21 protein-coding genes and 1 pseudogene are annotated in these 22,351 nt (G+C 72.0%); 9 read left to right on the top strand and 13 right to left on the bottom strand.

What is annotated here, in order from left to right:
* From NBZ83_RS34600 to galU, 6 genes are all read right to left on the bottom strand, one after another.
* Positions 1-585: SepX/GlpR family protein (locus NBZ83_RS34600; protein ID WP_498041056.1), on the bottom strand; the 585-nt coding region annotated here is incomplete at its 3' end.
* Positions 586-1,116: 531 nt separating this feature from the next.
* Positions 1,117-1,749, bottom strand: a complete 633-nt coding sequence (locus NBZ83_RS15615; protein ID WP_261566701.1) for a GNAT family N-acetyltransferase — start codon at positions 1,747-1,749, stop codon at positions 1,117-1,119.
* 9 nt (positions 1,750-1,758) lie between these two features.
* Complete coding sequence (locus NBZ83_RS15610; RefSeq protein WP_261575256.1) at positions 1,759-2,295, bottom strand: MogA/MoaB family molybdenum cofactor biosynthesis protein; 537 nt, start codon at positions 2,293-2,295, stop codon at positions 1,759-1,761.
* Positions 2,292-2,786 (bottom strand): cyclic pyranopterin monophosphate synthase MoaC, encoded by a 495-nt coding sequence (moaC, locus tag NBZ83_RS15605; protein WP_261566703.1) that lies wholly within the window; start codon positions 2,784-2,786, stop codon positions 2,292-2,294. The genes NBZ83_RS15610 and moaC overlap by 4 nt, the downstream gene beginning before the upstream one ends.
* On the bottom strand, positions 2,783-4,096 hold the full coding sequence (gene glp / locus NBZ83_RS15600; RefSeq protein WP_261566704.1) for a molybdotransferase-like divisome protein Glp: 1,314 nt from the start codon (positions 4,094-4,096) through the stop codon (positions 2,783-2,785). The genes moaC and glp overlap by 4 nt, the downstream gene beginning before the upstream one ends.
* A gap of 281 nt (positions 4,097-4,377) precedes the next feature.
* The gene (galU, locus tag NBZ83_RS15595; protein WP_261566705.1) at positions 4,378-5,310 is read right to left on the bottom strand and encodes a UTP--glucose-1-phosphate uridylyltransferase GalU; all 933 of its coding nucleotides are present in this window, start codon (positions 5,308-5,310) and stop codon (positions 4,378-4,380) included.
* A 195-nt stretch (positions 5,311-5,505) separates the two neighbouring features.
* Here galU and NBZ83_RS15590 point away from each other — a divergent pair, with 195 nt between their 5' ends.
* Positions 5,506-6,252, top strand: coding sequence for a 5-formyltetrahydrofolate cyclo-ligase (locus tag NBZ83_RS15590; RefSeq protein ID WP_261566706.1), 747 nt, complete (start codon positions 5,506-5,508; stop codon positions 6,250-6,252).
* A 44-nt stretch (positions 6,253-6,296) separates the two neighbouring features.
* Positions 6,297-6,389: pseudogene (locus NBZ83_RS34595) on the top strand (FmdB family zinc ribbon protein); the annotation flags it as partial.
* Positions 6,390-6,451: 62 nt separating this feature from the next.
* Here the strand turns inward: NBZ83_RS34595 and NBZ83_RS34590 are convergent.
* Both NBZ83_RS34590 and NBZ83_RS15575 read right to left on the bottom strand, forming a co-directional pair.
* Complete coding sequence (locus tag NBZ83_RS34590; RefSeq protein ID WP_261566707.1) at positions 6,452-6,664, bottom strand: hypothetical protein; 213 nt, start codon at positions 6,662-6,664, stop codon at positions 6,452-6,454.
* Positions 6,665-7,363: 699 nt separating this feature from the next.
* Positions 7,364-7,594, bottom strand: coding sequence for a hypothetical protein (locus NBZ83_RS15575; protein WP_173402713.1), 231 nt, complete (start codon positions 7,592-7,594; stop codon positions 7,364-7,366).
* A gap of 78 nt (positions 7,595-7,672) precedes the next feature.
* Between NBZ83_RS15575 and NBZ83_RS15570 the strand changes: the two genes are divergently transcribed.
* Together NBZ83_RS15570 and NBZ83_RS15565 are read left to right on the top strand one after the other, a co-directional pair.
* Positions 7,673-7,972 carry a hypothetical protein gene (locus tag NBZ83_RS15570; RefSeq protein ID WP_261575255.1) on the top strand — a complete coding sequence of 100 codons (300 nt, stop codon included), beginning with the start codon at positions 7,673-7,675 and terminating at the stop codon, positions 7,970-7,972.
* Positions 7,973-8,234: 262 nt separating this feature from the next.
* Complete coding sequence (locus NBZ83_RS15565) at positions 8,235-8,378, top strand: hypothetical protein (RefSeq protein ID WP_205447154.1); 144 nt, start codon at positions 8,235-8,237, stop codon at positions 8,376-8,378.
* Positions 8,379-8,537: 159 nt separating this feature from the next.
* Here NBZ83_RS15565 and NBZ83_RS33860 read toward each other — a convergent pair whose 3' ends face one another.
* Positions 8,538-9,089 carry an alpha/beta fold hydrolase gene (locus NBZ83_RS33860; RefSeq protein WP_368861859.1) on the bottom strand — a complete coding sequence of 184 codons (552 nt, stop codon included), beginning with the start codon at positions 9,087-9,089 and terminating at the stop codon, positions 8,538-8,540.
* A gap of 357 nt (positions 9,090-9,446) precedes the next feature.
* Here NBZ83_RS33860 and NBZ83_RS15550 point away from each other — a divergent pair, with 357 nt between their 5' ends.
* The 3 genes from NBZ83_RS15550 to NBZ83_RS15540 all read left to right on the top strand — a co-directional run bounded on the left by NBZ83_RS15550 (position 9,447) and on the right by NBZ83_RS15540 (position 10,763).
* A complete protein-coding gene (locus NBZ83_RS15550) occupies positions 9,447-10,187 on the top strand; it encodes a GntR family transcriptional regulator (RefSeq protein ID WP_261566711.1) in 741 nt (246 codons plus the stop codon).
* A 65-nt stretch (positions 10,188-10,252) separates the two neighbouring features.
* Positions 10,253-10,435, top strand: coding sequence for an allophanate hydrolase-related protein (locus NBZ83_RS15545; RefSeq protein ID WP_261566712.1), 183 nt, complete (start codon positions 10,253-10,255; stop codon positions 10,433-10,435).
* Between the two features lie 46 nt (positions 10,436-10,481).
* The gene (locus NBZ83_RS15540; RefSeq protein ID WP_136449351.1) at positions 10,482-10,763 is read left to right on the top strand and encodes a metal-sensitive transcriptional regulator; all 282 of its coding nucleotides are present in this window, start codon (positions 10,482-10,484) and stop codon (positions 10,761-10,763) included.
* Between the two features lie 73 nt (positions 10,764-10,836).
* Here the strand turns inward: NBZ83_RS15540 and NBZ83_RS15535 are convergent, their stop codons facing one another.
* The gene (locus tag NBZ83_RS15535) at positions 10,837-11,373 is read right to left on the bottom strand and encodes a MarR family winged helix-turn-helix transcriptional regulator (RefSeq protein ID WP_261566713.1); all 537 of its coding nucleotides are present in this window, start codon (positions 11,371-11,373) and stop codon (positions 10,837-10,839) included.
* 169 nt (positions 11,374-11,542) lie between these two features.
* Between NBZ83_RS15535 and NBZ83_RS15530 the strand changes: the two genes are divergently transcribed.
* Positions 11,543-12,193 carry an alpha-ketoglutarate-dependent dioxygenase AlkB gene (locus tag NBZ83_RS15530; protein WP_261566737.1) on the top strand — a complete coding sequence of 217 codons (651 nt, stop codon included), beginning with the start codon at positions 11,543-11,545 and terminating at the stop codon, positions 12,191-12,193.
* Between the two features lie 81 nt (positions 12,194-12,274).
* Here NBZ83_RS15530 and NBZ83_RS15525 read toward each other — a convergent pair whose 3' ends face one another.
* The 3 genes from NBZ83_RS15525 to NBZ83_RS15515 all read right to left on the bottom strand — a co-directional run bounded on the left by NBZ83_RS15525 (position 12,275) and on the right by NBZ83_RS15515 (position 20,460).
* Positions 12,275-15,325, bottom strand: coding sequence for a serine/threonine-protein kinase (locus tag NBZ83_RS15525; protein ID WP_261575252.1), 3,051 nt, complete (start codon positions 15,323-15,325; stop codon positions 12,275-12,277).
* A 712-nt stretch (positions 15,326-16,037) separates the two neighbouring features.
* Positions 16,038-16,676 carry a response regulator gene (locus NBZ83_RS15520; RefSeq protein ID WP_261566715.1) on the bottom strand — a complete coding sequence of 213 codons (639 nt, stop codon included), beginning with the start codon at positions 16,674-16,676 and terminating at the stop codon, positions 16,038-16,040.
* 136 nt (positions 16,677-16,812) lie between these two features.
* Complete coding sequence (locus NBZ83_RS15515; RefSeq protein WP_261575251.1) at positions 16,813-20,460, bottom strand: HAMP domain-containing protein; 3,648 nt, start codon at positions 20,458-20,460, stop codon at positions 16,813-16,815.
* 174 nt (positions 20,461-20,634) lie between these two features.
* On the opposite strand from NBZ83_RS15515, the gene NBZ83_RS15510 reads away from it, so the two are divergent.
* Positions 20,635-22,351: SpoIIE family protein phosphatase (locus NBZ83_RS15510; RefSeq protein WP_261575250.1), on the top strand; the 1,717-nt coding region annotated here is incomplete at its 3' end.

Here is a 22,351-nt window from a genome sequence, read left to right as displayed (position 1 = left end):
CCCCGAAGTCGCAGCGCGCCCCGAAGTCGCAGCGCGCGCCGAAGCCCCCGGGCCGCCCGGAGTGCCGGGCCAACCCAGGACCGCGGGCCTGCCCGCAGCGCCAGGGCCAGCGCCACCGGGTGTCCCAGGTCCGGCCGGGTCGAGCTGCGGCGCCGGGCCGCGCGGACGCCCGGCCGCGTCGACCGGCGCGGCGCCGTCGGAGTCCGCGGGGGAGCCTGGGCGTGCGGCCACCCGCGCCGCGTAGGAGTCCCGCGCCGTGCCGGGCGGCGTGTCGCGCCAGCCGCCGGATTCGCCCTGCGCGGCCGGCGGGCCCGCTGGCGCGGACTCCACGGGAGCGATGGGATCGCGCGAATCCGCGTGCGACATACCCGTTCCTCTCACCCCGCCGAGACGCTCATGGTCACTGTCGAATCGGTCAGGGTCGGCTTCGTCGTGGCCCGATGGACGACGGGAGAGCACCCGCATCGCCCCCGTGAACCGTTCGGTGGAACGCTGCTCCGACGCCGTGTCATGGCGGCGCAGCCACATGGGGATCAACACGAAGCCCCATACCGCAACAATCGCCGCCCAGATCAGGGCGCTCATCGAAGTACCGCCGTCCGGCTGGGGTGGATTGCGCGATGATCCGATGGCGGGACCGGCACGATCCCCACGCCGGACGCCGGGCACGCACCGTCCGCGCGAGGCGCGGCGAGCGCGGCGGGCGCGGAGGTGCTGACCATGAGGAGCCTCTTCCCGACATCAGCGGATTGCGATTTCGAGGTTGACGCTAGTGAGCGAAATCCATGTGGTCACCGACCCGAACCCCGCGTGTCGCATCCGCAATCGGATGGGTGATGGTCGTCTGGCCGTCGTCTAACCGACTCAGAGGACCCACAGTGAGCTCCGTCTGCCATACGGAAGCACTCGGGGAGAGCACGAGCCTCCAGCAGACCGCTGCGAATGAGCTCGGGTGTGAGTGTCGGAACAACGCGCCGTGACCGCATCGGGCGGGCGTCTGGTTACCGACACCCGCCGCTGGGCGGAGTGGAACTCGTCACCCCACCCACGGCATTACCCGGAAGCGGGCCCCCGGTCCCCCCGCGGAGGCGTCCGCTCGGCCCGGACCACCGACGCTCAGGGCCGGCTGTGGTGGCTCTCCCGCCAGCGGCGCACGAGCCCCTCGGGAACGTCCTCGGTCGTCAGCGCGAATCCGAGGTGGTCGCGGTAGTGGCCGTCGATGGCGAGATAGTGCCGGTGCAGGCCCTCCTCGCGGAAGCCGAGCTTGGTCAGCACCCGCTGGCTGGCGACGTTTTCCGGCCGCACATTGGCCTCGACACGGTGCAGGCCGACCGGGCCGAAACAGTGGTCGACGACGAGCGCCAGGGCGGTCGGGGTGATGCCTCGGCCGGCGAAGCCGCTGTCCACCCAGTAGCCGACCTGCGCGCTGTTGAAGGCACCGCGGACAATCGTCGAGACCGTCACCTGGCCGACGAGCCGGCCGTGGAGAACGACCCCGAACGGCAACGCCATGCCGACCCGCGCCTGCTGGCGCAGTCGGTGCCACATCTGCCGGTACACCGAGATGGTCTGCCGCTGCGCCCAGGTCTCACGCACCAGGACCAGACCCGGCGGGGTCGCCTCCCAGGGGGCCAGCCAGTCGGCGTTGCGCAGCCGCATCTCCACCCACGCGGAGGCGTCACGCAGCCGCAGCGGGCGCACCGTCACCGATCCCTCGGACAGCACCGCCGGCCAGCCCGGAGCCCGCATCACCGTGGCCTATTCCGCCGTCCCGGCCACGCCGGGCACAGCCGCATGATCATCTGTTCCGCGGATCTGGGCCACGGCATGTCCGACCACACCCGCGAGCACACCCAGCCCGTCGCGGACGCCTCCCGTCGAGCCCGGCAGGTTCACCACCAGCGTCGCCGCGGCCGTCCCGGCGAGCCCGCGGGAGAGCACCGCCGCGGGGACGGTGTCGCGGCCCGCGGCCCGCAGCGCCTCGGCGAGCCCGGGGATCGGCCGCTCGATGATCTCACCGGTCGCCTCGGGGGTGATGTCCCGCGGCCCGAGACCGGTCCCGCCGGTGGTGACGACCAGGTCGATTCCGTCGGCGACCGCGGCCCGCAGCGCGGCCACGATCCGCTCGCGGTCGTCGGGGACGATCTGCGCCGGACCGACGGCAAAGCCGAGCTCGGCCAGCCCGGCGACGAGCAGTGGACCGGACCGGTCCGGATAGGTACCCCGGTACGCCCGATCGGACACTGTGACCACCTGGGCGCGCGCCCCCGGCGGCACCCTCGACAACCGGCTCACCGGACCTCCCGGGAGGGTCCGGCATGCCAGTCTCCGTGGCGCCCGCCGGTCTTGGCCAGCACCCGCACGCCGGTCAGCTCCGCGCCGGGATCGACCGCCTTGACCATGTCGTGCAGGGTCAGCCCGGCCACGGTGACGGCGGTCAGCGCCTCCATCTCGACGCCGGTCCGGTCGGCCGTCCGCACGGTGGCGGTGATCTCCACCCCGTCGTCGCGGACGGTGAGTTCGACGGTGACCCCGGAGATCGCGATGGGATGGCAGAGCGGGACGAGGTCGGGCGTGCGCTTCGCGCCCATGATCCCCGCGATCCGGGCGGTCCCGAGCGCGTCCCCCTTCGGCACTCCGGTGCCGCGCAGCAGCCCAACCACCTCGGGGATGACCCGCAGCAGGCCGGTGGCGGTCGCTGTGCGGGCGGTGACGTCCTTGGCCGTGACGTCGACCATCCGGGCCGCGCCGTGCTCGTCGACGTGGGTGAGCCGGGGCGCGGTCATCGCGCGATCGACTCCGCTGGCCCCGTGTTCGGGTCCGACGTGTCGGTATCTGCCCAGCCCATGCCGGAGAGGATGGCGCCTGCGTCGGCTCCGAGCAACAGCGCCGGCAGCCGGGTTCCGGCCGGAACCTTCGTCACGTCCTCGGGGATGACGACCAACGCCTGCGCGCCGGCCAGCGAGGTGAGCTGGTGCGAGCCCTGACCGCCGGCCAGGCGGGCGACGGTCCCCGGGCCGGGCCGGCCGTCGTCACCGAGATGGGCGAGGCCGACCCGCACGAACGTGCGCCGGCCGGGCGGGGAGTGCAGCTCCGTGTCGACCGTCACGACGATCCGCGGCAGACCGGTGGCGGCCAGCCCGCGCATCCGCTGCAGCGCCGGGCGGACGAACAGCTCGAACGAGACCAGCGCGCTGACCGGATTGCCCGGCAGTGTGAAGATCGGCACCCCCTCGACCAGGCCGAAGCCCTGCGGCTTGCCGGGCTGCATCGCCACCGTGTCGAACCGGACGGTGCCGGTCCCGGCGAGGACTTCCTTGACGACGTCGTAGGCACCGACGCTCACCCCGCCGGTGGTCACCACCGCGTCGACCTCCCCCAGCACCCCGTGGAGGGCCCTGGCGAAGGCGTCGGGCTCGTCGGGCACGCCGGTCAGCCGGCGCACCAGCGCGCCGGCCTCACGGGCGGCGGCGGCGATGCCGTGGCTGTTGGAATCGACGATCTGCCCGGCGCCCAGCGGCGAGCCGACCTCGACGAGCTCGGTGCCCGTGGACAGCACCGCCACCCGGGGCCGCGGATGCACCGGGGGGCGCGCCACGTTGACGGCGGCAAGCAGGCCGATCTGCGCCGAGCCGATGACCGTCCCCGCGGGCAGCACCAACGCGCCGGGGGTGACGTCCTCGCCCGCGCGGCGAACGTGCAGCCCCCGGCCGGCGGGCCGGCGGATCGCGACCGACTCGCGACCGCCGTCGGTCCACTCGAGCTGGACCACGGCGTCCGCGCCGCGGGGCAGCGGGGCGCCGGTCATGATCCGCACCACCGTGCCGGGCTTCAGGGGCGCCGGCGTGCCGGGTCCGGCCGGGATCTCACCGACGACGGGCAGGGTGGTGGGGGCGTCCTCGGTGGCCTCGGCGACGTCGGCGGCACGCACGGCGTAGCCGTCCATGGCCGAGTTGTCGAAGCTGGGCAGGGCTATGGTCGCCCGGACGTCGGCGGCGAGCACGCAGCCGTGGGCCTGCTCCAGCCCGGCGCGGCGGGGGCGGGTCGGCGCCACCGCCGCGAGAATTCGCTCCAGGTGTTCATCCACCGTCGTCATGGGCGCCCGTCCCCGTTCCTGTACCCGTTGATGCCGTCGGGCCATACGGCCCCGCCCGGCATCATCCGGGCTACGGCCATCGGAGCCCGGACACCTCTGTTGCATCAGCGGCCGCGCGGGCGCCACCCACCCGTCAGCAATCCGCCGATCCACGGCGGCCTGCGCGCCGATCGCGCCCGGGCCGATCCCGGGAGCGTTCCCGGCCACGCCGGAAGCGTCAAGGTTAAACGAATGCAACTAGGCCAATCGGGGTGCCATCAACTGGCGGAAATCTTTCCTAATTAGGACAAATTAACCTTCGGCCCGCCGGCGGCGACGTACTCCTCGAGCCACGGATAGAGGTCGGGCCCAAGATCGGGCCGCTCGCAGGCCAGCCGGATGACCGCCTTGAGGTAGTCGACCCGGTCCCCGGTGTCGTAGCGCCGGCCCGTGAACACCACCCCGTGCACCGGCTGGGCGTCGGCGTCCCCGGCCGTCGCGCGCAGCGCCAGCGTCCGCAGCGCGTCGGTGATCTGGATCTCCCCGCCCCGCCCGGGCTCGGTGTGTCGCAGCACCTCGAAAATCTCCGGGGCCAGCACGTAGCGGCCGATGATCGCCAGATTGCTCGGCGCCTCCGCAACCGGCGGCTTCTCCACCAGGTCCAGGATGCGCACGATCCCGTACCGATCGTCCGGCCCGGTGGGAACGGACTCCACCGTGGCGACGCCGTACATCGAGACCTGCTCCTCCGGAACCTCCATCAGCGCGATGACGCTGCCACCGAAGCGGGCCTGCACCGCAAGCATTTCCGCCAGCAGCGGGTCGCGCTCGTCGATGAGGTCGTCACCGAGCAGAACGGCGAAGGGCTCGTCACCCACGTGCGCGGCGGCGCACAGGACCGCGTGGCCGAGCCCCCGCGGCGAAGCCTGGCGGACCGAGTGCACCTCGGCGAGCTCAGCCGACGCGCGGACCCGGCGCAGGCGGCTCTCGTCACCCTTGCGCTCCAGCGCGGCCTCGATGTCCGTATCCCGATCGAAATGGTCCTCGATCGCCTTTTTCGTGCGGCTGGTGACAAGGAGGACGTCGCGCAGGCCGACCCGCGAGGCCTCCTCGACAACGTATTCGATAGCCGGCCTGTCGACGACCGGCAGCATCTCTTTGGGCACGGCCTTGGTGGCCGGCAGGAAGCGAGTGCCCAGGCCCGCGGCCGGGATAACCGCCTTCGTCACTGGCATGAGGGAACCTTAGCCGGGTCGAAGTGCACGAGCACAGCGGCGGCCGCCTTCACGGGCAATGCACAGCTCACACGGTACGCGGCCGAGTGCCGGACACCACCAGCACGACCACGGCACGACCACGGCACAGCCCGCCGGGCACGCCGGGCGCTCGCAACCAGCCCCTGCGGCGCCGACCTGCGGGAGGCTGTGCAGGTGCAGGGAAACCACCTTCCACCCGATCCCCGGCGGGGGACGCCCGCCGCCAGGCCGACGGCCCATCCGCACTCCTGGGCGGTGGCCGGCGCGGCACTCGGACCGGGTGGTGACGCACCGACCGGACCAGGTGCGGACGCCAAGCGACGGCTGCGCGCGCGGCTGCTCTCCCAGCGGCGGACCTCCCTGGCCCTGCGCCACCAGTCCTGCTCGCCGGCGGACGCGGCGGTCCTGGCGACCCGAATCCTGCAGATACCCGAGGTCGCCGACGCCCGGTGCGTCGCGGCCTACGTGGGGCTACCCGGGGAGCCCGATCTCGCCGACCTGCTCCCCCGACTGGTCGCCCGCGGCGCCCGCGTGCTGCTGCCGGTGTTGCGCGCCGATCTCGACCTGGACTTCCGCGAGCACGTCGGCACGCTGGTCCCGGGCGCTCTCGGCACCCGGGAGCCCCCCGCGGCGGCACCGCTCGGGGAACTGTCCGAGGCCGAGGCCGTGATCATCCCGGCGCTCGCCGTCGACCGGGCGGGGCGGCGGCTCGGCCGGGGCGGCGGCTCCTACGACCGCGCGCTGCGCCGAGTCACGCCCGACGTCCCGGTGATTGCCGTGCTGTACGACCAGGAGCTGCTCGATCTCGTCCCCACGGAGGAGCACGATCGCGACGTGCAGATCATCGTCACCCCGAGTCGTACGCTACGGTGCGAACCGACTGACGGCACCGGGGAACATCTGGGGCCGTCTACAAGCTAAAGTTGGCAGTCGCCACTTCTGAGTGCCAACGCCGGGAGGAGTACGTGCCTACCTACCAGTACCGCTGCACCGACTGCGGACGTGACCTTGAAGTCGCGCAAAGCTTCAGCGACGCGTCACTGACGGAGTGCCCGACCTGCGCCGGACGACTTCGCAAAGTGTTCGGTTCGGTGGGCGTGGTGTTCAAGGGCAGCGGCTTCTACAAGAACGACAGCCGGTCGAGCTCCGCCGGCGGTTCCACGCAGCAACGCCCGAAGGACACCGCGGACGCCACGAGCTCCAACGCCGACAGCTCCGCCGGCGGTAGCGACTCGTCGTCGACCGCCAGCTCCGACTCGTCGTCGTCGCCCGCCGCGGCGAGCAGCGGCTCGCCCTCGTCGGCCCCCTCTACGTCGAGCACGGCCTCCAGCACCGCGGCGGCCTGACCGACCGAAACACCTCCACCGTCTGCCGAAGGCGTCCGGGCGCCTGCCGCCCTGGGCGCCTTCGGCATGACCGAGGCAGCGGCGGCCATGGGCCGCGTACTGCGGTACGTCCTGCCCGCTTTCCGGCCCCGGACCGTACCCGACGCACCGCACCCGCCGGGCATGCCGGACGAGATGATGTCCGCTCGGTTCTCCGTCGCGGAGCCCGAGGCAACCCGGACAGGACGCCGTCCAGCCGGGTGACGCCAGTGCAGGACACCGCCCACGCGGACCCGGGCAGCGCAGGGGCGCGGCCAGCACGAGACGGCGCCTCGACCGATGCCGGTTCCCGACGAGGCCGTGTGAGCGGGACGCGACGGTCGCAGTCCCGCAGCCGGGCACGCCAGAGCGCAGTCACCGAACGGAGCCCCGCGCCTGCTGGCCGGTCGCCCCCGCGGCGGTAACCGGCGACCGGCGCGCTGAACTCAGGCCGGAGCACCGCTGCGCGGTGAACCCGCATTGGAGCTGACGTTCCGTTTCGTACAGCTCCCCGAAATGCGCTGATAGTGCGATTCAGCACGGCTTCCAGGCATTTCCGTTCGACCCCGGGCGGCATAGGCCGACGAGGGTCGACGGCGGCGACGGGCGCCGTCCGGAGCGACTCCGGACCGGGTCACGCGCCCGCACCGCCGTACCGGACACACCGCCTACTGTTTGCGGCGTCGATAGTGCTCCACGATCCAGGCGTCTACCTCTCGCTTGCGCCAAACTCTGGTGCCTTTGGCACCACTACCCGTCGGCGCGTTGATGACCTGCAAGGGTGCCGGAAACCGGGAGTCCTTGCGCGTCCAGTAGTCCACCGCCTGGCGAGTGATCTTGAGTTGGAACGCGATGTCCCCGATGCCGACCAACTGCTCACCGTCGTCCACGCGGAACATCGTAACCACTTTGCTCTTCCCCAAGAACCTCGCTAGGGTCTATTTTGCTGCATAGCAAATTTACGGAGGAGGAAACCGATGCCCCCAACGCCACGCCGCGCCGATGAGGTCGGGGCCCTGTTAGACCGCGACGAGGACTACGACACCGATCCGATCGGGGATCCGCCGATCACGGTGGGCCGCTACCGGGCGTCCATCCGGGCGGTCCTGGCCGTCCGGACACCGGAGCCCGGGGTCGTCGCTTCCGCGTGGTCCCAACGGGAGACGGACGCATTCCTGGCAGGCAGCCGGGCCACCCTGCGGCTGGTCGTCGAGGTCATCGGGCATGCCCTGACCAAGCCGCCGCCCACCCACAGCGGTTCCGGCGGCGTAGATTGACCGCCGGCGCGCGGCCCGGACCGGGCCGGCATCATCGGCACCCGGATCCGGGCCACGCGCCCCAGCTGACGGCATTGCACTAGCAGGCCCGGGCCGGTCACCGGCCCGGGCGCCGGGCCGAACAACGGCTCGCGCCTAACCAGCCCGGCGGGCGCGGTGTCATCTTGCCGACAATCGTTTCACCAGCGAACTGCCGCCTCAGCCTCGATCGCCGGACCGGGACCGCGGCGGCGAACAAGCCGCGCCACACGAGGGGAAGATCATGGGCGCCACTGAGCCGCTTGACGACGACTCGTTCGACGACGAACGGGAGATCGGATGGGGCGACGAGTCATTGTCCGAGGAAGACGACCCGGACATCGAGCGACTCCTCGCCGATCTCCCGCCGCACCACGTCGAACGCTGATCCGGGGAGGACACCGCCGGCCGCCCGCGGGAGACGAGGCGGAAAGCGCCGTGCGCGGCCGGCTTTCCCGACGCAATACGTCTACCGGTAGGTAAGCCTGAGCGCCCGTGCCGGCCCCCGCGCCAGGCGGGGACGCAAATGCAGGTACCGGGGAACGGTTTACTTCGGTGCATCCGTCCCCGGCACACGCAATCCGTGGTCGGAACAGGACTTCCCGCGGGAACCAGGCGCCGAACGGGCCCTGGGGCTGAGGTGGACGCCCTCCAGCAGCTGGGCGAAGGCGGCCGGCGCCTCCAGATGAGCGGCATGCCCGCAGCCCGGCACGACCTGGACCGTCAGCCCCGGCTTCTCCCGCAGGAGCCGCGCGGCGCGATGGCGCGCGGGCGGCGAGTCCGCCCCCACCATGATGATCGTCGGACAGATCCGCACGGGCAGGGGCGGCGGCTCGAAGTCCAGGAACATCACCAGATCCCGTTCAACCGCGTCCCGGATCCACCGACGCGTCGGTGGAGTCCCACGCGGGCCCGTACAGCGTCCGGGCGACGGAGACCACGCCGCCCTGTGCGAACGCGGCGGCCACCGGTGCCAGCAGGCCGGGCAGCAGTGACCCCACGGCCGGCCCGTGCAGCACGGCGCCGGCCAACGGCACGCCGACGGCCAGGACGGCCGGTCCGGGGCCTGCGCCGGCCGGTCGCCGAGCTCCCGGCGCACGTGCCGTCCCACGCACCGTCCCGGCCCCGTCCACCGTCCCGACGTCCACCGCTGCGTCAGCCTCCGTCCCGCCCGCCGGCCCAAGCCGTCCACGGATCGTCGTTAACGCGTCCACAGTTCCCCTCGCCGGAAAGTAACAACGAGCGCATTGATCGGAAACATTCGAATCCTTACCGTCCAATTCATGTACACGGCTCTGTACACGGCTCTGTACACGGCGCAGTATGCAACAGCGACGGAGAGGACGTCACGATTACCTTCGGCGACCGTCCGGGGACGCTCGCCGGCCGATGTCGGGCGGCGGGCCGGCCGAGGGGGGTGGCGCACCGTCGACGTCGATGTCGGATGCTCGGCTGCATGACTCCGTCGCCTACCCCGACGTCGCCTACCCCGACGTCCGCCGCCGCCGGTAGTCTCCGCGACCAGGCGTATGTCGCGCTGCGTCGACGGCCGATGTCCGGGGAGTTCTCCTTTCGGGACCGGCTCGCCGAGGAGCGCCTCGCCGCCCTGCTCGGCGTGTCGCGCACCCCCATCCGCGAGGCCCTGACCCGGCTGGCCGGCGACGGCCTGGTGGAGAAGCGGTCGGACGGCGGCTACTACCCGGCCGAGCCCGACCTCGGCTCCCTGTGCGACCTCTACGAGATCCGGGTCATGCTGGAGCTGCGCGGGCTGCAGCGCGCGGTGGAGTCCGGCACCGCGCACGACCCCGCGCTGCTGGAGCCGCTGCGGGACCGCTGGCGGGCGCTACGCGATGATCATCCTGCCCCCGATCCCGATTTCGTCGCCCTGAACGAGGATTTCCACATCACTCTCAGCCGCGCGTCGGGAAACGTCGAAATCGCGCACATGTTGGACGCGATAAATGCTCGGATCCGCCTGGTTCGAATGCATGACCTCGTCACCGCGGACCGGGTTCATCTGACGATCGTCCAGCATCTCGGGATCGTCGAGAGGGTGCTCGCCGGCGATCTCGAGGGCAGCGTCGCCGCCCTGCGCCAGCACGTCGGCGAGTCCATGGACGTCGTCGAGAAGCGGGCGGCCCGGGCGATCACCCGGATGGTGCTGAGCCGCGGCCGCGCCCCGGGTGTCAGGAGCTGACCGCGGACCCGGCAGACGCCCACCAGCACGACCGATCACCGTCGGCTCGCCCGAGGAGGACCGTCATGACCACCGCAACCTCAGCTCCCGGCGATCTGGGCACCGAAGCCCCTGCCGGCGGCCCCACGCTGGGTTTCCTGTGCGAATCGACGGCAGTGGACGGGGCGCTGGACATCACCGCGCTCGGCGGCTGGCGACAGTACCTGGCCCGAACCCGAACGGACGTCGCACCCTCACAGGTACCGTAGGGGGGTACCGGTCAGGTACTGGTCATCGTGGGGGAAGGCGCGGCGGATGCACGGCTACACCAACACCAAGGACGAGTACACCGCCCGGTTGCGTCGAATCGAAGGGCAGGTCCGCGGCCTGCAACGCATGATCGCCGAGGACAAGTACTGCATAGACATCCTCACCCAGGTCTCGGCCGCGACCCGGGCCCTGCAGTCGGTCGCCCTCGGCCTGTTGGAGGACCATCTCGCGCACTGCGTGGCCCACGCCGCGGCGGAGGGCGGCCCCGTCGCCGAGGAGAAGCTGCGGGAGGCGACCGCCGCGATCGCCCGCCTCGTCCGGTCCTGAGTGCCGGCGTCAGGCGCCTGCCGGCCCAGGGCTGACCACCCGGCGCCTCATCCGGTGAACGGCTCCTCGCCGGTCACCCGATCGGTTCGCCGCGATCGCCCAGCGCCTCCACCAGGTTCGACAGCGCGGGCAGAGCGGTCAGGATGGCCGACCGGTCGGCCTCGACCAGCCGGGCCAGGGCCGCGCCGAGGCGTCGTTCATGGGCGCGCTGCCAGCCGGACAGGGCCGCCGCCCCGGCTGGAGTGAGCCGCAGCAGCGCCGCCCGCCGATCGGCCGGGTCGCGCTCACGGTGCAGGTAACCGACGTCGGCGAGCTGCTGCACCAGCGTCGAGACGCTGTTCGGGGCGAGTCGCAGCCGCCCGGCGAGCTCACCGACGCGGGTCGCGTCCTTCTCCGCCAGGCACTGCAGGAGCTCGACCTGCGCCATCGGCAGGGACTCCCACGAGTAGTCGGTGCGGATGCTTGTCCGCAGCACGCGGCGCAGCCGGGTGATGACCTCAGTGAGCCGGCGCACGTCCTGGTCGAGACCGGTCGCGGCGTGGCCGGCGGTAGGCGGCAGGCCGGCGGTAGGGCCCTCGGCGACGCCGGGCTCGGGGGAACGTCCGGTCAATGCGTCCCTGCCATCATCGTGAACAGCCTCCTGGATCCCGCAGGTTACGCTGCGCGGCGACAGCTGCGGTGTGTCGCGACCATCGATCGGCCCACACCGGGGCCCGTCGTGGCCGCGAGGTAGCGTCGGGAGAGTGCCGGACGCCGTCTCACCCGCCGTGGGCGCCGGCATGGTCGATCCGGGCGCACGATCGGAACGGATCTGGCTGGACGAGCAGTCCTGGGTCGACGTCACCCGCGGATGGCTGCGCGGCGCGGACGAGCTGTGCGAGGCGATGCGTTCGGGCCTGCCCTGGCGGCAGGGGACCATGTGGCGCTACGAGCGCCAGGTCGCCGAGCCGCGGTTGACCGCGTGGGTCCCCCGCGGTGCGGCGGTGCCCTTCCCCGCCCTGCTGGATGCCTACCGGGCCCTGCGCCGCGCCTACGGGGTGGAGTTCGACGGGTTCGGCATGTCCATGTACCGGAACGGTTCCGATTCCGTCGGCTTCCACCGCGACCGTGAGATGCGCTGGCTGGATGACACGATCATCGCCATCCTCACCCTCGGCGCGCAGCGGCCGTTCCTGGTGAAGTCACGCCACCTGCCGCCGGGCCGGCGGCTCCTCAACGACCCGCAGGCGCCGGGCGGGCGCGACCTGTCCCCCGCCGGCGGGGATCTGATCGTGCTGGGCGGTCGCGCCCAGGCCGACTGGCTGCACGCGGTACCCCGGGTACCCGGGCACGTCGGCGCCCGCATCTCCGTGCAGTGGCGCTGGACTTCCCGGGCCGGCCGGCCCGAACAGGGGCCCGGCTACGGCGCGGCCCGGCACTTCAGCCGGTAGGCGGTAGGTAGGTAGTAGGTAGGCGGTAGGCGGTGGGTAGCCGCCAGCCGTCCGCCGGCGACCGCATGGCCCCCGGCGCGGTCAGTCGCAGGGCGGGTCGTAGCGCCGGTGGCCGAGATAGCTGCGCCACTGCTCTCGACCGATGCGGTCGCCGACCCGGGCGCACACCTCGTCCTGCGCCGCGAGCAGATCGAGCTGCCAGAGCCGGACACTGTCCCCGGTGGCGGCCGCCAGGGTGCCGGCGGGCCCGGCGAGGCCGAGGGTGGTGGTGAGGCCGGGGGTGGTGGTGGCGCCGACCGGCAGGACACCGCGGCGCACCGGCCGCACCGGCGACGACATGTCCCACAGCGTGATCTGACCGGCCGCGCCGCCGACGGCGAGCACCCGGCCGTCCGCGGACAACGCGAGAGCCCCGTCCGGATCCGGTGCGGCGGCCGGGGCCGGTCCGGGCGCGATGGACGTCAACCGGCGCAGACCCCGCGGGTCGCCGAGCCCGAAGATCTCCGTCTGGACGCCGCGGACAGTCGTGGTGGTCGCCGCGAACCAGCGGCTGTCCGGGCTGACGACGATCGCCCGAACGTCGGCTGCGGCGGTGCGTTCCGCGCGGCTTCGCGGGTCCCGCGGATCGGCGACGTCCCACACGGCGAGGTGACCTGGGCCGCCGAGCACGAGCGAACGCCCATCGGGGGTGAAGGTCACGCTGGTGACCTCCGCCGGCAGGGTCAGCACGGCGAGGGCACGCGGCGTGCGTGGGCGGCGAACGTCCCACAGCCGGACCGTCCGATCCGCCCCCGCCGAGGCGAGCGTCCGGCCGTCCGCACTGGCCGCGACGGCCGTCACGGCGCCGACGTGACCGCGCAGGTCCATGAGCGGCACCACTTCGGCTGCGGCGGTCCGCACCTGGTCCAGCTCGCCGTCGTCCACAAGCCGTGGCGGGATCAGCTGCCATAGCCGGAGCACCCCGTCCGCGCCGGCCGTCACGACGGTCTGCGGCGCCGGGGCGGCGGCGGACGCGGACGGGCCCGACACGGTCGTGACGGCACGCAGCGCCGGTCCGACCGTCCCACCAGCGGTGGGGTCACCAGCGGCAGGGTCCGCGTCGTCGGGGATGAACTCGGTGGCGCTGAAGCCGCGCCGGACGGCGCCGACGGAACGGTTGCCGGAGCCGGCCGCGAGCTGTCGGCGATCAACGGTGGTCACCGACGGGGCCCCGGCCAGATCACCGACCCGATGGACCCGGGCGGGATCGGCGATGTCCCACACGGACCCGCCGGCATCGCCGACCGCGATCAGGTACCGGCCGTCCGAGGTGACCCGCAGGCCATGGATGGCACCGGTCGACGCGGCGATCTGCCGGAGGCTCGCCGCTACCAGCGCCCGGGCGGCCGGCGGGGTCGGCTCGATCTGGTACGCGGCGACAGCAAGCTGCCCGGCAAGGTCCGGTTCCCGGTCGAGCAGGCGGATCGCGGCCCCAGCCGCATGGCGCGACGCCGCCGAGTCGCTGCGGTCGCGCACGGTGTCCAGGACCGCGAACGCCGGGATGATCAGCAGTGACGTCGCCACACCGAGCGACAGCACGCGCCGCAGCCACCCGCGATCCGGCCGGCCGTGGTGCGGCGTCGCCACCGCCTGCGCATTGATCGCCTCGGCCGTCGTCGTCGCCGCCCCCGGCTGCTCCCCGATCACGGCGTCAGCGCCCGAGACACCAGCGCCGGCTGCGGCACCCGGGCCGCCCGAGTCATCCGGGCCGCCCGAGTCATCCGGGTCGGACGGGTCGGACGGGTCAGACGGGTCAGACGGGTCAGACGGGTCAGACGGGTCGGACGGGTCGGACGGGTCGGACGCAGGCACGGCCGCGACCGGGGCCGTGCGGTCCGCGTCGGGCGGGATCTCGTCGCCGCGCCCGGGTCGGGGGGACGGGTCGCCGGGGAGCGGGGGCGTGTCGTCTCCGGACGGCTGTCGGGAACCGGCCACTCGGGATAAGAGCGTTGGGCCGGCCGAGCTCACGGCGCGCGGCGATGTCCCTGCCCGCGCGGCCGGCGCGGCAGGCATCTCCTCGCCTGCACGCCTCGTCGCCGCCTCGGTGGGGGCGCCGGTCGGGACGAGGGGACGCAGGCGTTCACGGGCCGGCTGCGCGTCCGGCTCGTCGACCTCCTCGACCTCCTCGACCTCGGGTTTCGCCTCGGGGTCGCCCACCGCCTCGAGCTCCGCCCGGGTGTCAGGCTCTGCCTCCGGATCAGCTGACGGCGTCACATGGTCGTCGGTGACGAGCCCGACCGTGGGCGGCGGGCCGGCGGTCACCGACGTCGCCCGGGGCATCGACGCAACGGCGTCGCCGTCGCCGTCGCCGTCGGCGGGGAGCCACGGCACGACGTGATCGGCCCCGGACCACGTGTCGTCCTCGGGGGCACCGACCATGAGGTGCTCGAGCAGGTCGACGGCGCGGGGCCGACGCTTGGGGTCCTTGCGCATCGCGGCCGCGACCAGTTCGCGCAGCTCGGGATCCAGCTCCGACAGGTCGGGCTCGGCGTAGACGGCGCGCTGGAGTAGGGCACGCGGCGTCCCGGCACCGAACGGCGGGCGGCCGGTCGCGGCGAACAGCAGCACGCCGCCCCAGGTAAAGATGTCGGACGCGACGGTCACAGCCTGCCCAAGAGCCTGTTCCGGGCTGATGAACGCGAGCGTCCCGATACCGGCCGTGGAAGTGCCCGAATTGTCGGTGGGTACGGCATTCAGCACCCGAGCAAGTCCAAAGTCGACCAACCGCAACCCTCGCCCGGAAAGCACCACATTGGTCGGCTTCAAATCACCGAAGACAATTCCCTCGCCATGGAGCGCGGACAATGCAGCCGCAAGCCCGACGGCGAGCCGGGCGGTGTCGGCCGAGTGCAACGGACCGTCGTCCTCGACGCTGGCAGCGAGGGTCGGCGCGTCGATGTACTCGACGACCACGTAAGGGGGGCGGGCCAGCGTATCCAGGTCCAAGATCGCGGCGAGGCAGAACGGAGCCAGCCGCCGCAGACGATCGAGGTCGATGCGCAGGCGGCGGCGGAACTCCGTATCACGGCCAAACGGCGCCGTGATCAGCTTGATGAGGACAGGCTGCGCAAGATTGTTACGGGCGAGAAACACCGGGCCTGTCCCGGCGTCGACCAGCTTCCGTTCAACCGTGTACGGACCAATAGTCCTTGGATCCAACCCGGCAAGAGCATGGGGAGTGCGCCGGGCAATCGCCATACGACGAAACCTCCTACGGCTGCACAAACCGGCCGTGCGGGCACGGCGGCGGATCTGGTCGACAAAAGCATGCTATCGGCGCGGGGCGGGGGTGGGGACGGCATCCATTCGGTCGCGGCGTGGTGTCAGCCGGGACATCGGGGATATGAGCGACCCGACACGGACGTTCCGATGCGGCTGGACGCCCGATCTGGCGCTGGTCGGCGTCGCTCCTACAACGAAGCGTGAGGAATCGGGAACGGGATGAAGCCTCCGATCGGGTCCGTCGCCATCCCCGACGACGGTGTGATGTGACCGACGCAACGCACCTGCCACACGCCGGAGGTCCCCCGGCCGGGTACCCGCGGTACCCCGCCGTGCACCTGCGGCCCCCATCCGGACGTGCCGGCCAGCGGTCTCTCTACGCAGCACCGCGACTGCAGGAAGGCACGGTGCCATCAACGGGGCGAACCGGCCGACGTCATAGGCCACCCAGCCCGCGGCTCGGTCGGGCGACCCCGCCCGCACCGCTCCACCACCGCGGCATCGAACCGCCGAAACAGGCAGACAATGCCGACAACGCCCGCGGATGCCCGCGGATGCCCGCGAACAATCCCGGCAGATGCCGTCAGGTGTTGTTCGAACGGGCGAAGGGCTGCAGCCGGGCGACCAGCCCGCGCACCTCGGCGCCGGCCGCCGCGAGCGTCTCCTCGGAAGAGCTCTCGGCGCCGCCTTCCAGTAGGACATCGAGCGCGATGAGCCGCTCGGCGACCTCCGCCATCAGGTCGAAGTCCCGGACCCGCTGATGGGCCAGCTCGGACAGCCGCTCGTTCTTCTCGAACAACTCCACGAACACGCTGACCTTCGCCCGCAGCAACCAGGGATCGAAGGGCTTCGCAATGTAGTCGACCGCGCCGACAGCGTAACCGCGGAACGCATGGTGCGGCTCCCGATCGATCGCCGTGAGAAAGATGATCGGAGTGTCCCGGGTGCGCCCACGTTGCTTGATCCGATGCGCCGTCTCGAATCCGTCCATCCCAGGCATCTGCACGTCCAGCAGGATCACCGCGAAGTCGTCGACGAGAAGGCGCTTGAGTGCCTCCTCGCCCGACGAGGCCGTGACAAGATCCTGATCCAGGGAGGCGAGAATCGCCTCCAGTGCCATGAGATTGTCGGCTCGGTCGTCGACCAGCAGGATCTTGCTGCGGGGTCGTTCCGTGGCCGGCCCGCCTTCGCCGTCGACGGAACCGCCGCTCCGCTCGGTCACCCGCCTGCCTCCTCCTTCGCGATCGCCTTGCCGGTCCATGGTGGGTGTCGCCACCCCACCACCATCGCTGATCGCTCCCGACGGCATCTCACCGCCCCACCGATAGGCACCCGAATGCGCACGATACGCGATCTGATCAATACAGATACGACCGCATCACCCCGAGGAGATGATCGAGATCCACCGGCTTGGTGATGTAGTCCGTGGCGCCGGCGGTGATGCTCTTCTCCCGGTCCCCGGGCATGGCCTTCGCGGTCAGCACCAGTATCGGCAGGTCGGCGAAGGCCGGCATGTCCCGGATCATCGAAGTCGTCTCGTTGCCGTCCATGCCGGGGAGCATGACGTCCATCAGGACGAGGTGCACCGGCGCGGTGTCCTGCTGGAGGGTACGGATCGCGTCGTGACCGTTGTCGGCGTAGAGGACCCGCATTCCGTACATCTCCAGGGCGCTCGTGAGCGCGAACACGTTGCGCACGTCGTCGTCCACGACCAGGACGGTCGTTCCGATCAGCGGGTCGGACTCGTCGAGGTCGCCTGCGGCCAGCCGGGCGCCGGCGTCGGCCGGCTCCGTCAGGAACGGGGTGCCCACCGTCGTGTCGCTCGACCGCCAGCCCGTGGTGTGCGTGGGCGAGGCCGGCGGCAGGGCCCGGTTCTCGGCCGGGCCGGCATGGCCCTCGGCCCCGTTCGCCCCACCAGCGCCGTTCGCCCCACCAGCGCCGTTCGCCTCGCTGGAGCCGTTCACCCCGCCGTCGGCGGTGGTCATCGGCATGGTCGCGCCGTTGTGCTGGCCGGCAACGCCACCGATGCGGTCGGCGATCCCGTTGCGCCAGCCCTGCGCGGGCGGGGAGCTGGCCGCGACCTGGCCCGCTCGCACCGGCTCGTCCAGGCCCCAGCCAGCACCGTCCGACGCACCGACGATCATGAGAACGTCGTCGGGCTCGCCCGGCGTGACCCCGAAGGCCGGCATCTGCGCGAGCGGGGCCGCCGGCAGGTAGAGGGTGAAGGTGCTGCCATGGCCGACCGCGCTGGACACCGCGATCGAGCCGCCGAGCAGACGAGCGATCTCCTTGCTGATGGACAGGCCGAGCCCGGTGCCGCCGTAGCGGCGCGAGGTGGTGCCGTCGGCCTGCTGGAACGCCTCGAAGATCATGCGTAGCTTGTCGGCGGCGATGCCGATGCCGGTGTCGCTGACCGCGAAGGAAAGCACCGTGCCGGCCGAGCGCAGGTGCGACGCCAGGTGCGGCAGGTCGGAGCGGGCGAGGGTGACGTCGAGGCGAACGGTGCCACTGTCGGTGAACTTCACCGAGTTGGACAGCAGGTTCTTGAGCACCTGCTGCAGGCGCTGCTCGTCGGTGACGAACTCGGCCGGCACGTCGGCGGCGAGGTTGACCTCGAACGCCAGCCCCTTCTCGTCCGCGACGGGGCCGAAGACCCCGGCGACGGCGTCGCACAGGGCGGCGGTGCTCACGTTGGCGGCGTCGACGTCCATCTTGCCGGCCTCGACCTTGGACAGATCGAGGATGTCGTTGATCAGGCCGAGCAGCTCGGAGCCGGCGGAGTGGATCGTCTCGGCGAAGTCGATCTGCTTGCGGGACAGGTTGCGGTCGGGGTTGTCGGCGAGCAGCTTGGCGAGAATGAGCAGGCTGTTCAGCGGCGTGCGCAGCTCGTGGCTCATGTTCGCCAGGAACTCGGTCTTGTACTGCGAGGACAGCGCGAGCTGCTCGGCCTTCTCCTCCAGGCCGATGCGGGCCAGCTCGATCTCGCGGTTCTTGTCCTCCAGCAGCGCCGCCTTCTCCTCCAGCTCGTTGTTGGTGCGCTGCAACTCGACCGACTGCGACCGCAGCTCCTGGGTGAGCCGCTGGGACTGGGCCAGCAGCTCCTCCGTCCGCGCGTTCGCCATGATCGTGTTGAGGACGACGCCGATGGTGTCGACAAGCTGGTCGACCAGGGTCAGGTGCAGCTCGGAGAACGGCGTGAACGACGCCAGTTCGATGACGCCGAGCACCTGGTTCTCGAAGACGACCGGGACGACGACGAGGTCGCACGGCGGCGCCTCGCCCAGGCCGCTGCGGATGTTGAGGTAGCCGGCGGGCACGTGCTCGACCCGGATCCGGTTGCGTTCGAGCGCCGCCTGCCCGATCAGGCCCTCGCCGAACAGGAACGTGCCGTCCGAGCGGCGCCGGGGCACCGAGCCGTAGCCGGCGACGTAGCGCAGCTTGTCGCCCTCGATGAAGTCCAGCAGGTAGACGGTGCCCTGCTGGGCGTCGACCGCCGGAGTCATCTCACTGATGATCATCTGGCAGACCGCGTAGAGGTCGCGCTGGCCCTGCATCTTGCTGCCGATGCGGGCCAGGTTCGACTTCAGCCAGTCCTGCTGCGCGTTGAGCTCGGTCGTCTCCCGAAGCCGGGCAATCATCTGGTTGATGTTGTCCTTGAGCTCGGCGACCTCGCCCTCGGCCTCCACCGAGATGGACCTGGTCAGGTCGCCTCGGGTGACGGCGGTGGACACGTCGCCGATCGCGCGCAGCTGGATGGTCAGTGTGGAGGCGAGCTGGTTGACGTTGTCGGTGAGGTCCTTCCAGGTTCCGGCCACGCCGGCGACCGTGGCCTGGCCGCCGAGCTTGCCCTCCACGCCGACCTCCCGACCCACCCGGGTGATCTCCGCGGCGAACGAGGAGAGCTGGTCGACCATCGTGTTGACGGTGTCCTTGAGCTCGGCGATCTCACCCTGCGCGGTGACAGTGATCTTCTGGGACAGGTCGCCGCGGGCGACGGCCGTGGTGACCAGGGCGATGTTGCGGACCTGGCTGGTCAGGTTGCCGGCCATCGAGTTCACCGACTCGGTGAGGTCCCGCCACACCCCCGACACCCCGCGCACGTGCGCCTGCCCACCCAGCGCGCCCTCGGTGCCGACCTCGCGGGCGACGCGGGTGACCTCGTCGGCGAACGTGGAGAACTGGTCGACCATCGTGTTGAGGGTGTCCTTGAGCTCCAGGATCTCACCGCGGGCGTCGACCGTGATCTTCTGACTCAGGTCGCCCTGCGCGACCGCGGTGGTCACCTGGGCGATGTTGCGGACCTGGCTGGTCAGGTTGCCGGCCATCGAGTTCACCGACTCGGTGAGGTCCCGCCACACCCCGGAGACACCCTTGACCTTGGCCTGCCCGCCCAGGTTGCCCTCGGTGCCGACCTCGCGGGCCACCCGGGTCACCTCGTCGGCGAACGACGACAGCTGGTCCACCATCGTGTTCACCGTGGTGCCGATCCGCAGGAACTCCCCGCGCACCGGCTGGCCGGCGATCTCCAGCGCCATATGCTGGGACAGGTCGCCCTCCGCCACCGCCGCGATGACCCGGGCGACCTCATGGGTCGGGCGGGCCAGATCGTCGATGAGGGAGTTCACCGCCTGAGTCATGTCCGACCAGCCGCCGGGGTGGCCCAGGTCCTCCATCCGCAGGGTGAGCCGCCCGTCGCGGCGGATCACCTTGCTGACCCTGGCCAGCTCACCGGCGTGGCGCTCCTGGATGGCGGCCAGCTCGTCGAACCTGCGCACCACCTCGCCGGCGTACCCCTCCCGAGCCGGCAGGCGGGTGGAGAAGTCGCCCTCGCACAACCTCGTCAGACCGTGCAGAAGATCGGCGATCAGCTCATCCGACGAGGTACGTGATGTCCGGGTCTCGTCCACGTCGCGGGTCGCATGGGGGACGATGGTCGCGATAGCGTCACCGCCGGGTGCGACAGGATCACGGCGGGCCGGGGCCTGCTGGTCGTCAGTGGAACTCATCGGTCTCCTACCTGAGCTCGATCGGCACGATCGTCTCGGACGACGGGCCGGGCGGAGGAGCCCGGGCCAGGGGCGATCTCCTCGGGGCACCGGCGTGGGCGGGCGTCGGTGGACAGGTGACACCAGCCGCCAGTATCCGCCTCACGATGGACAACGCAGGAGAGACTGAGCGACATGAATGGCGTAGGAGGGGGTCCGACGACGCCGACACATGCCATTACGCTGCCGCCGACGCCCGATTCCCCTCGGTCCGCGCGGCGCTTCGTGCTCGAGACGCTGCGCGGCCGGCTCGACGACGACCTGCTCGACTCCGCGCTCCTGCTCGTCACCGAGCTGGTCACCAACGTCGTCGTGCATGCGGGCACCGCGGCCACCGTCGACGTCCGCCAGGAGGGCAGCGGCGTGCGCGTCGGTGTCGCCGACCGGCATCCGGTCCGCATCGGCATGGCGCGGGTGAAGAAGGTGGACGTGCCGCGCCCGCCGTCGGCGTTTTCCGAAGAGGCCGACTTCGGCCTCGACGGGCTGCGCGAGGACGGCCGCGGCCTCGCCCTCGTCGACGCGCTCGCGACGAGCTGGGGCACCGAGCACCGCCCCGGCGGCAAGACCGTCTGGTTCCGGCTCACCGCCGCGGACGTCCCGACGGAGGACCCCTCCGCCGAGGACGACGGTGGGGTGACCGTGCCCGCCCAGAGCCGCCCGCCGCGGCTCATCGCCCGTGACACCGCGCGCGCCCTGACCGCCGAGGGCGAGGTGAACGAGCTGCTCGCGCAGCTCGTCGACGCGCTGACCGTGACCGCCGGGCTGGTGCGACGCCCCGGGCGCGACGGCGGTCGGGTCGAGACCGTAGCCACCCTCGGCGTCGTCGGCGAGGGTGCGGGGGCGGTCGCGTTCCCGCTGGATCCGACCCAGTCGAGTCTCGGCGAGCTGCTGCTGTGGCCGGCCCCCGGCGCGGGCCCGGCCGGACTGGACGTCGACCGCATCCGGCTGGCGACCCGGTGGATGGCGCTGGCTCTCGGTGGCGGCGACATGCGCCGCGCCGAAGAGCGCCGGATCGGGATGCTGTCGTTCCTCGCCGAGGCGTCCGACCTGCTCGCCGGCAGCCTCGACCTCGGCCACTCGCTGGCCCTGCTGGCGCGGCTGCCCGTCCCCCGACTCGCGCAGTGGTGCGCGGTCTACCTGCACCGGGAGAACGCCGATCCGGCGCTGTGGTCGGCGGCCCACGCCGAGGAGAGCATGGCCGGCGCGTTGGGCGTGGCGGCGGCCGACCCGGGCGGTGTGCTGATGGCCGCGGTGCGCACCGCCAGCGGGGACCGGATGCACTCGCTGACCGCGTTCGGCGGCCCGGCCATGGTGATGGTACTCAAGGCCCGCCGCCGGGTCCTCGGTGTGCTCGCCCTCGGGCGCCCGGAGGGCAACGCCTTCGCCGCCGACGAGATCGACCTGCTCGCCGACCTCGCCCGCCGGGCCGCGTTCGCCATCGACAACGCCCGTCTCTACAGCCGACAGGTGGAGCTCGCCGGCACGCTGCAGGCGGGGCTGCGCCCACCGGAACTGCCGATGATCGAGGGCCTCGACCTCGGTTCCGCCTACGGCGCGGCGCAGTCGGCCGGCCTCGACGTCGGCGGGGACTTCTTCGACCTGCTGTGGGGCCCGTTGGGCTGGACGATCGCCATCGGCGACGTCTGCGGCAAGGGCGCCGAGGCCGCGACCGTCACCGGGGTGGCCCGCGCCGTCCTGCGGCTGCTCACCGGCCGCGGCACCGACCTCGGCGAGGTCCTGCTCGAACTGAACCGGACGCTGCGCGACGCCGCCTCCGCGCATCCCAACGGCCAGGGCCGGTTCTGCACCTTGGCCGCAGCCTCGATCACGGGCCCGGCCAGTTCGCCCAACC

It is taken from the genome of Frankia gtarii, assembly GCF_025403375.1.
Classification (GTDB): Bacteria; Actinomycetota; Actinomycetes; order Frankiales; family Frankiaceae; genus Frankia; species Frankia gtarii.
This window is presented reverse-complemented; position numbering and strand designations above follow the sequence as displayed.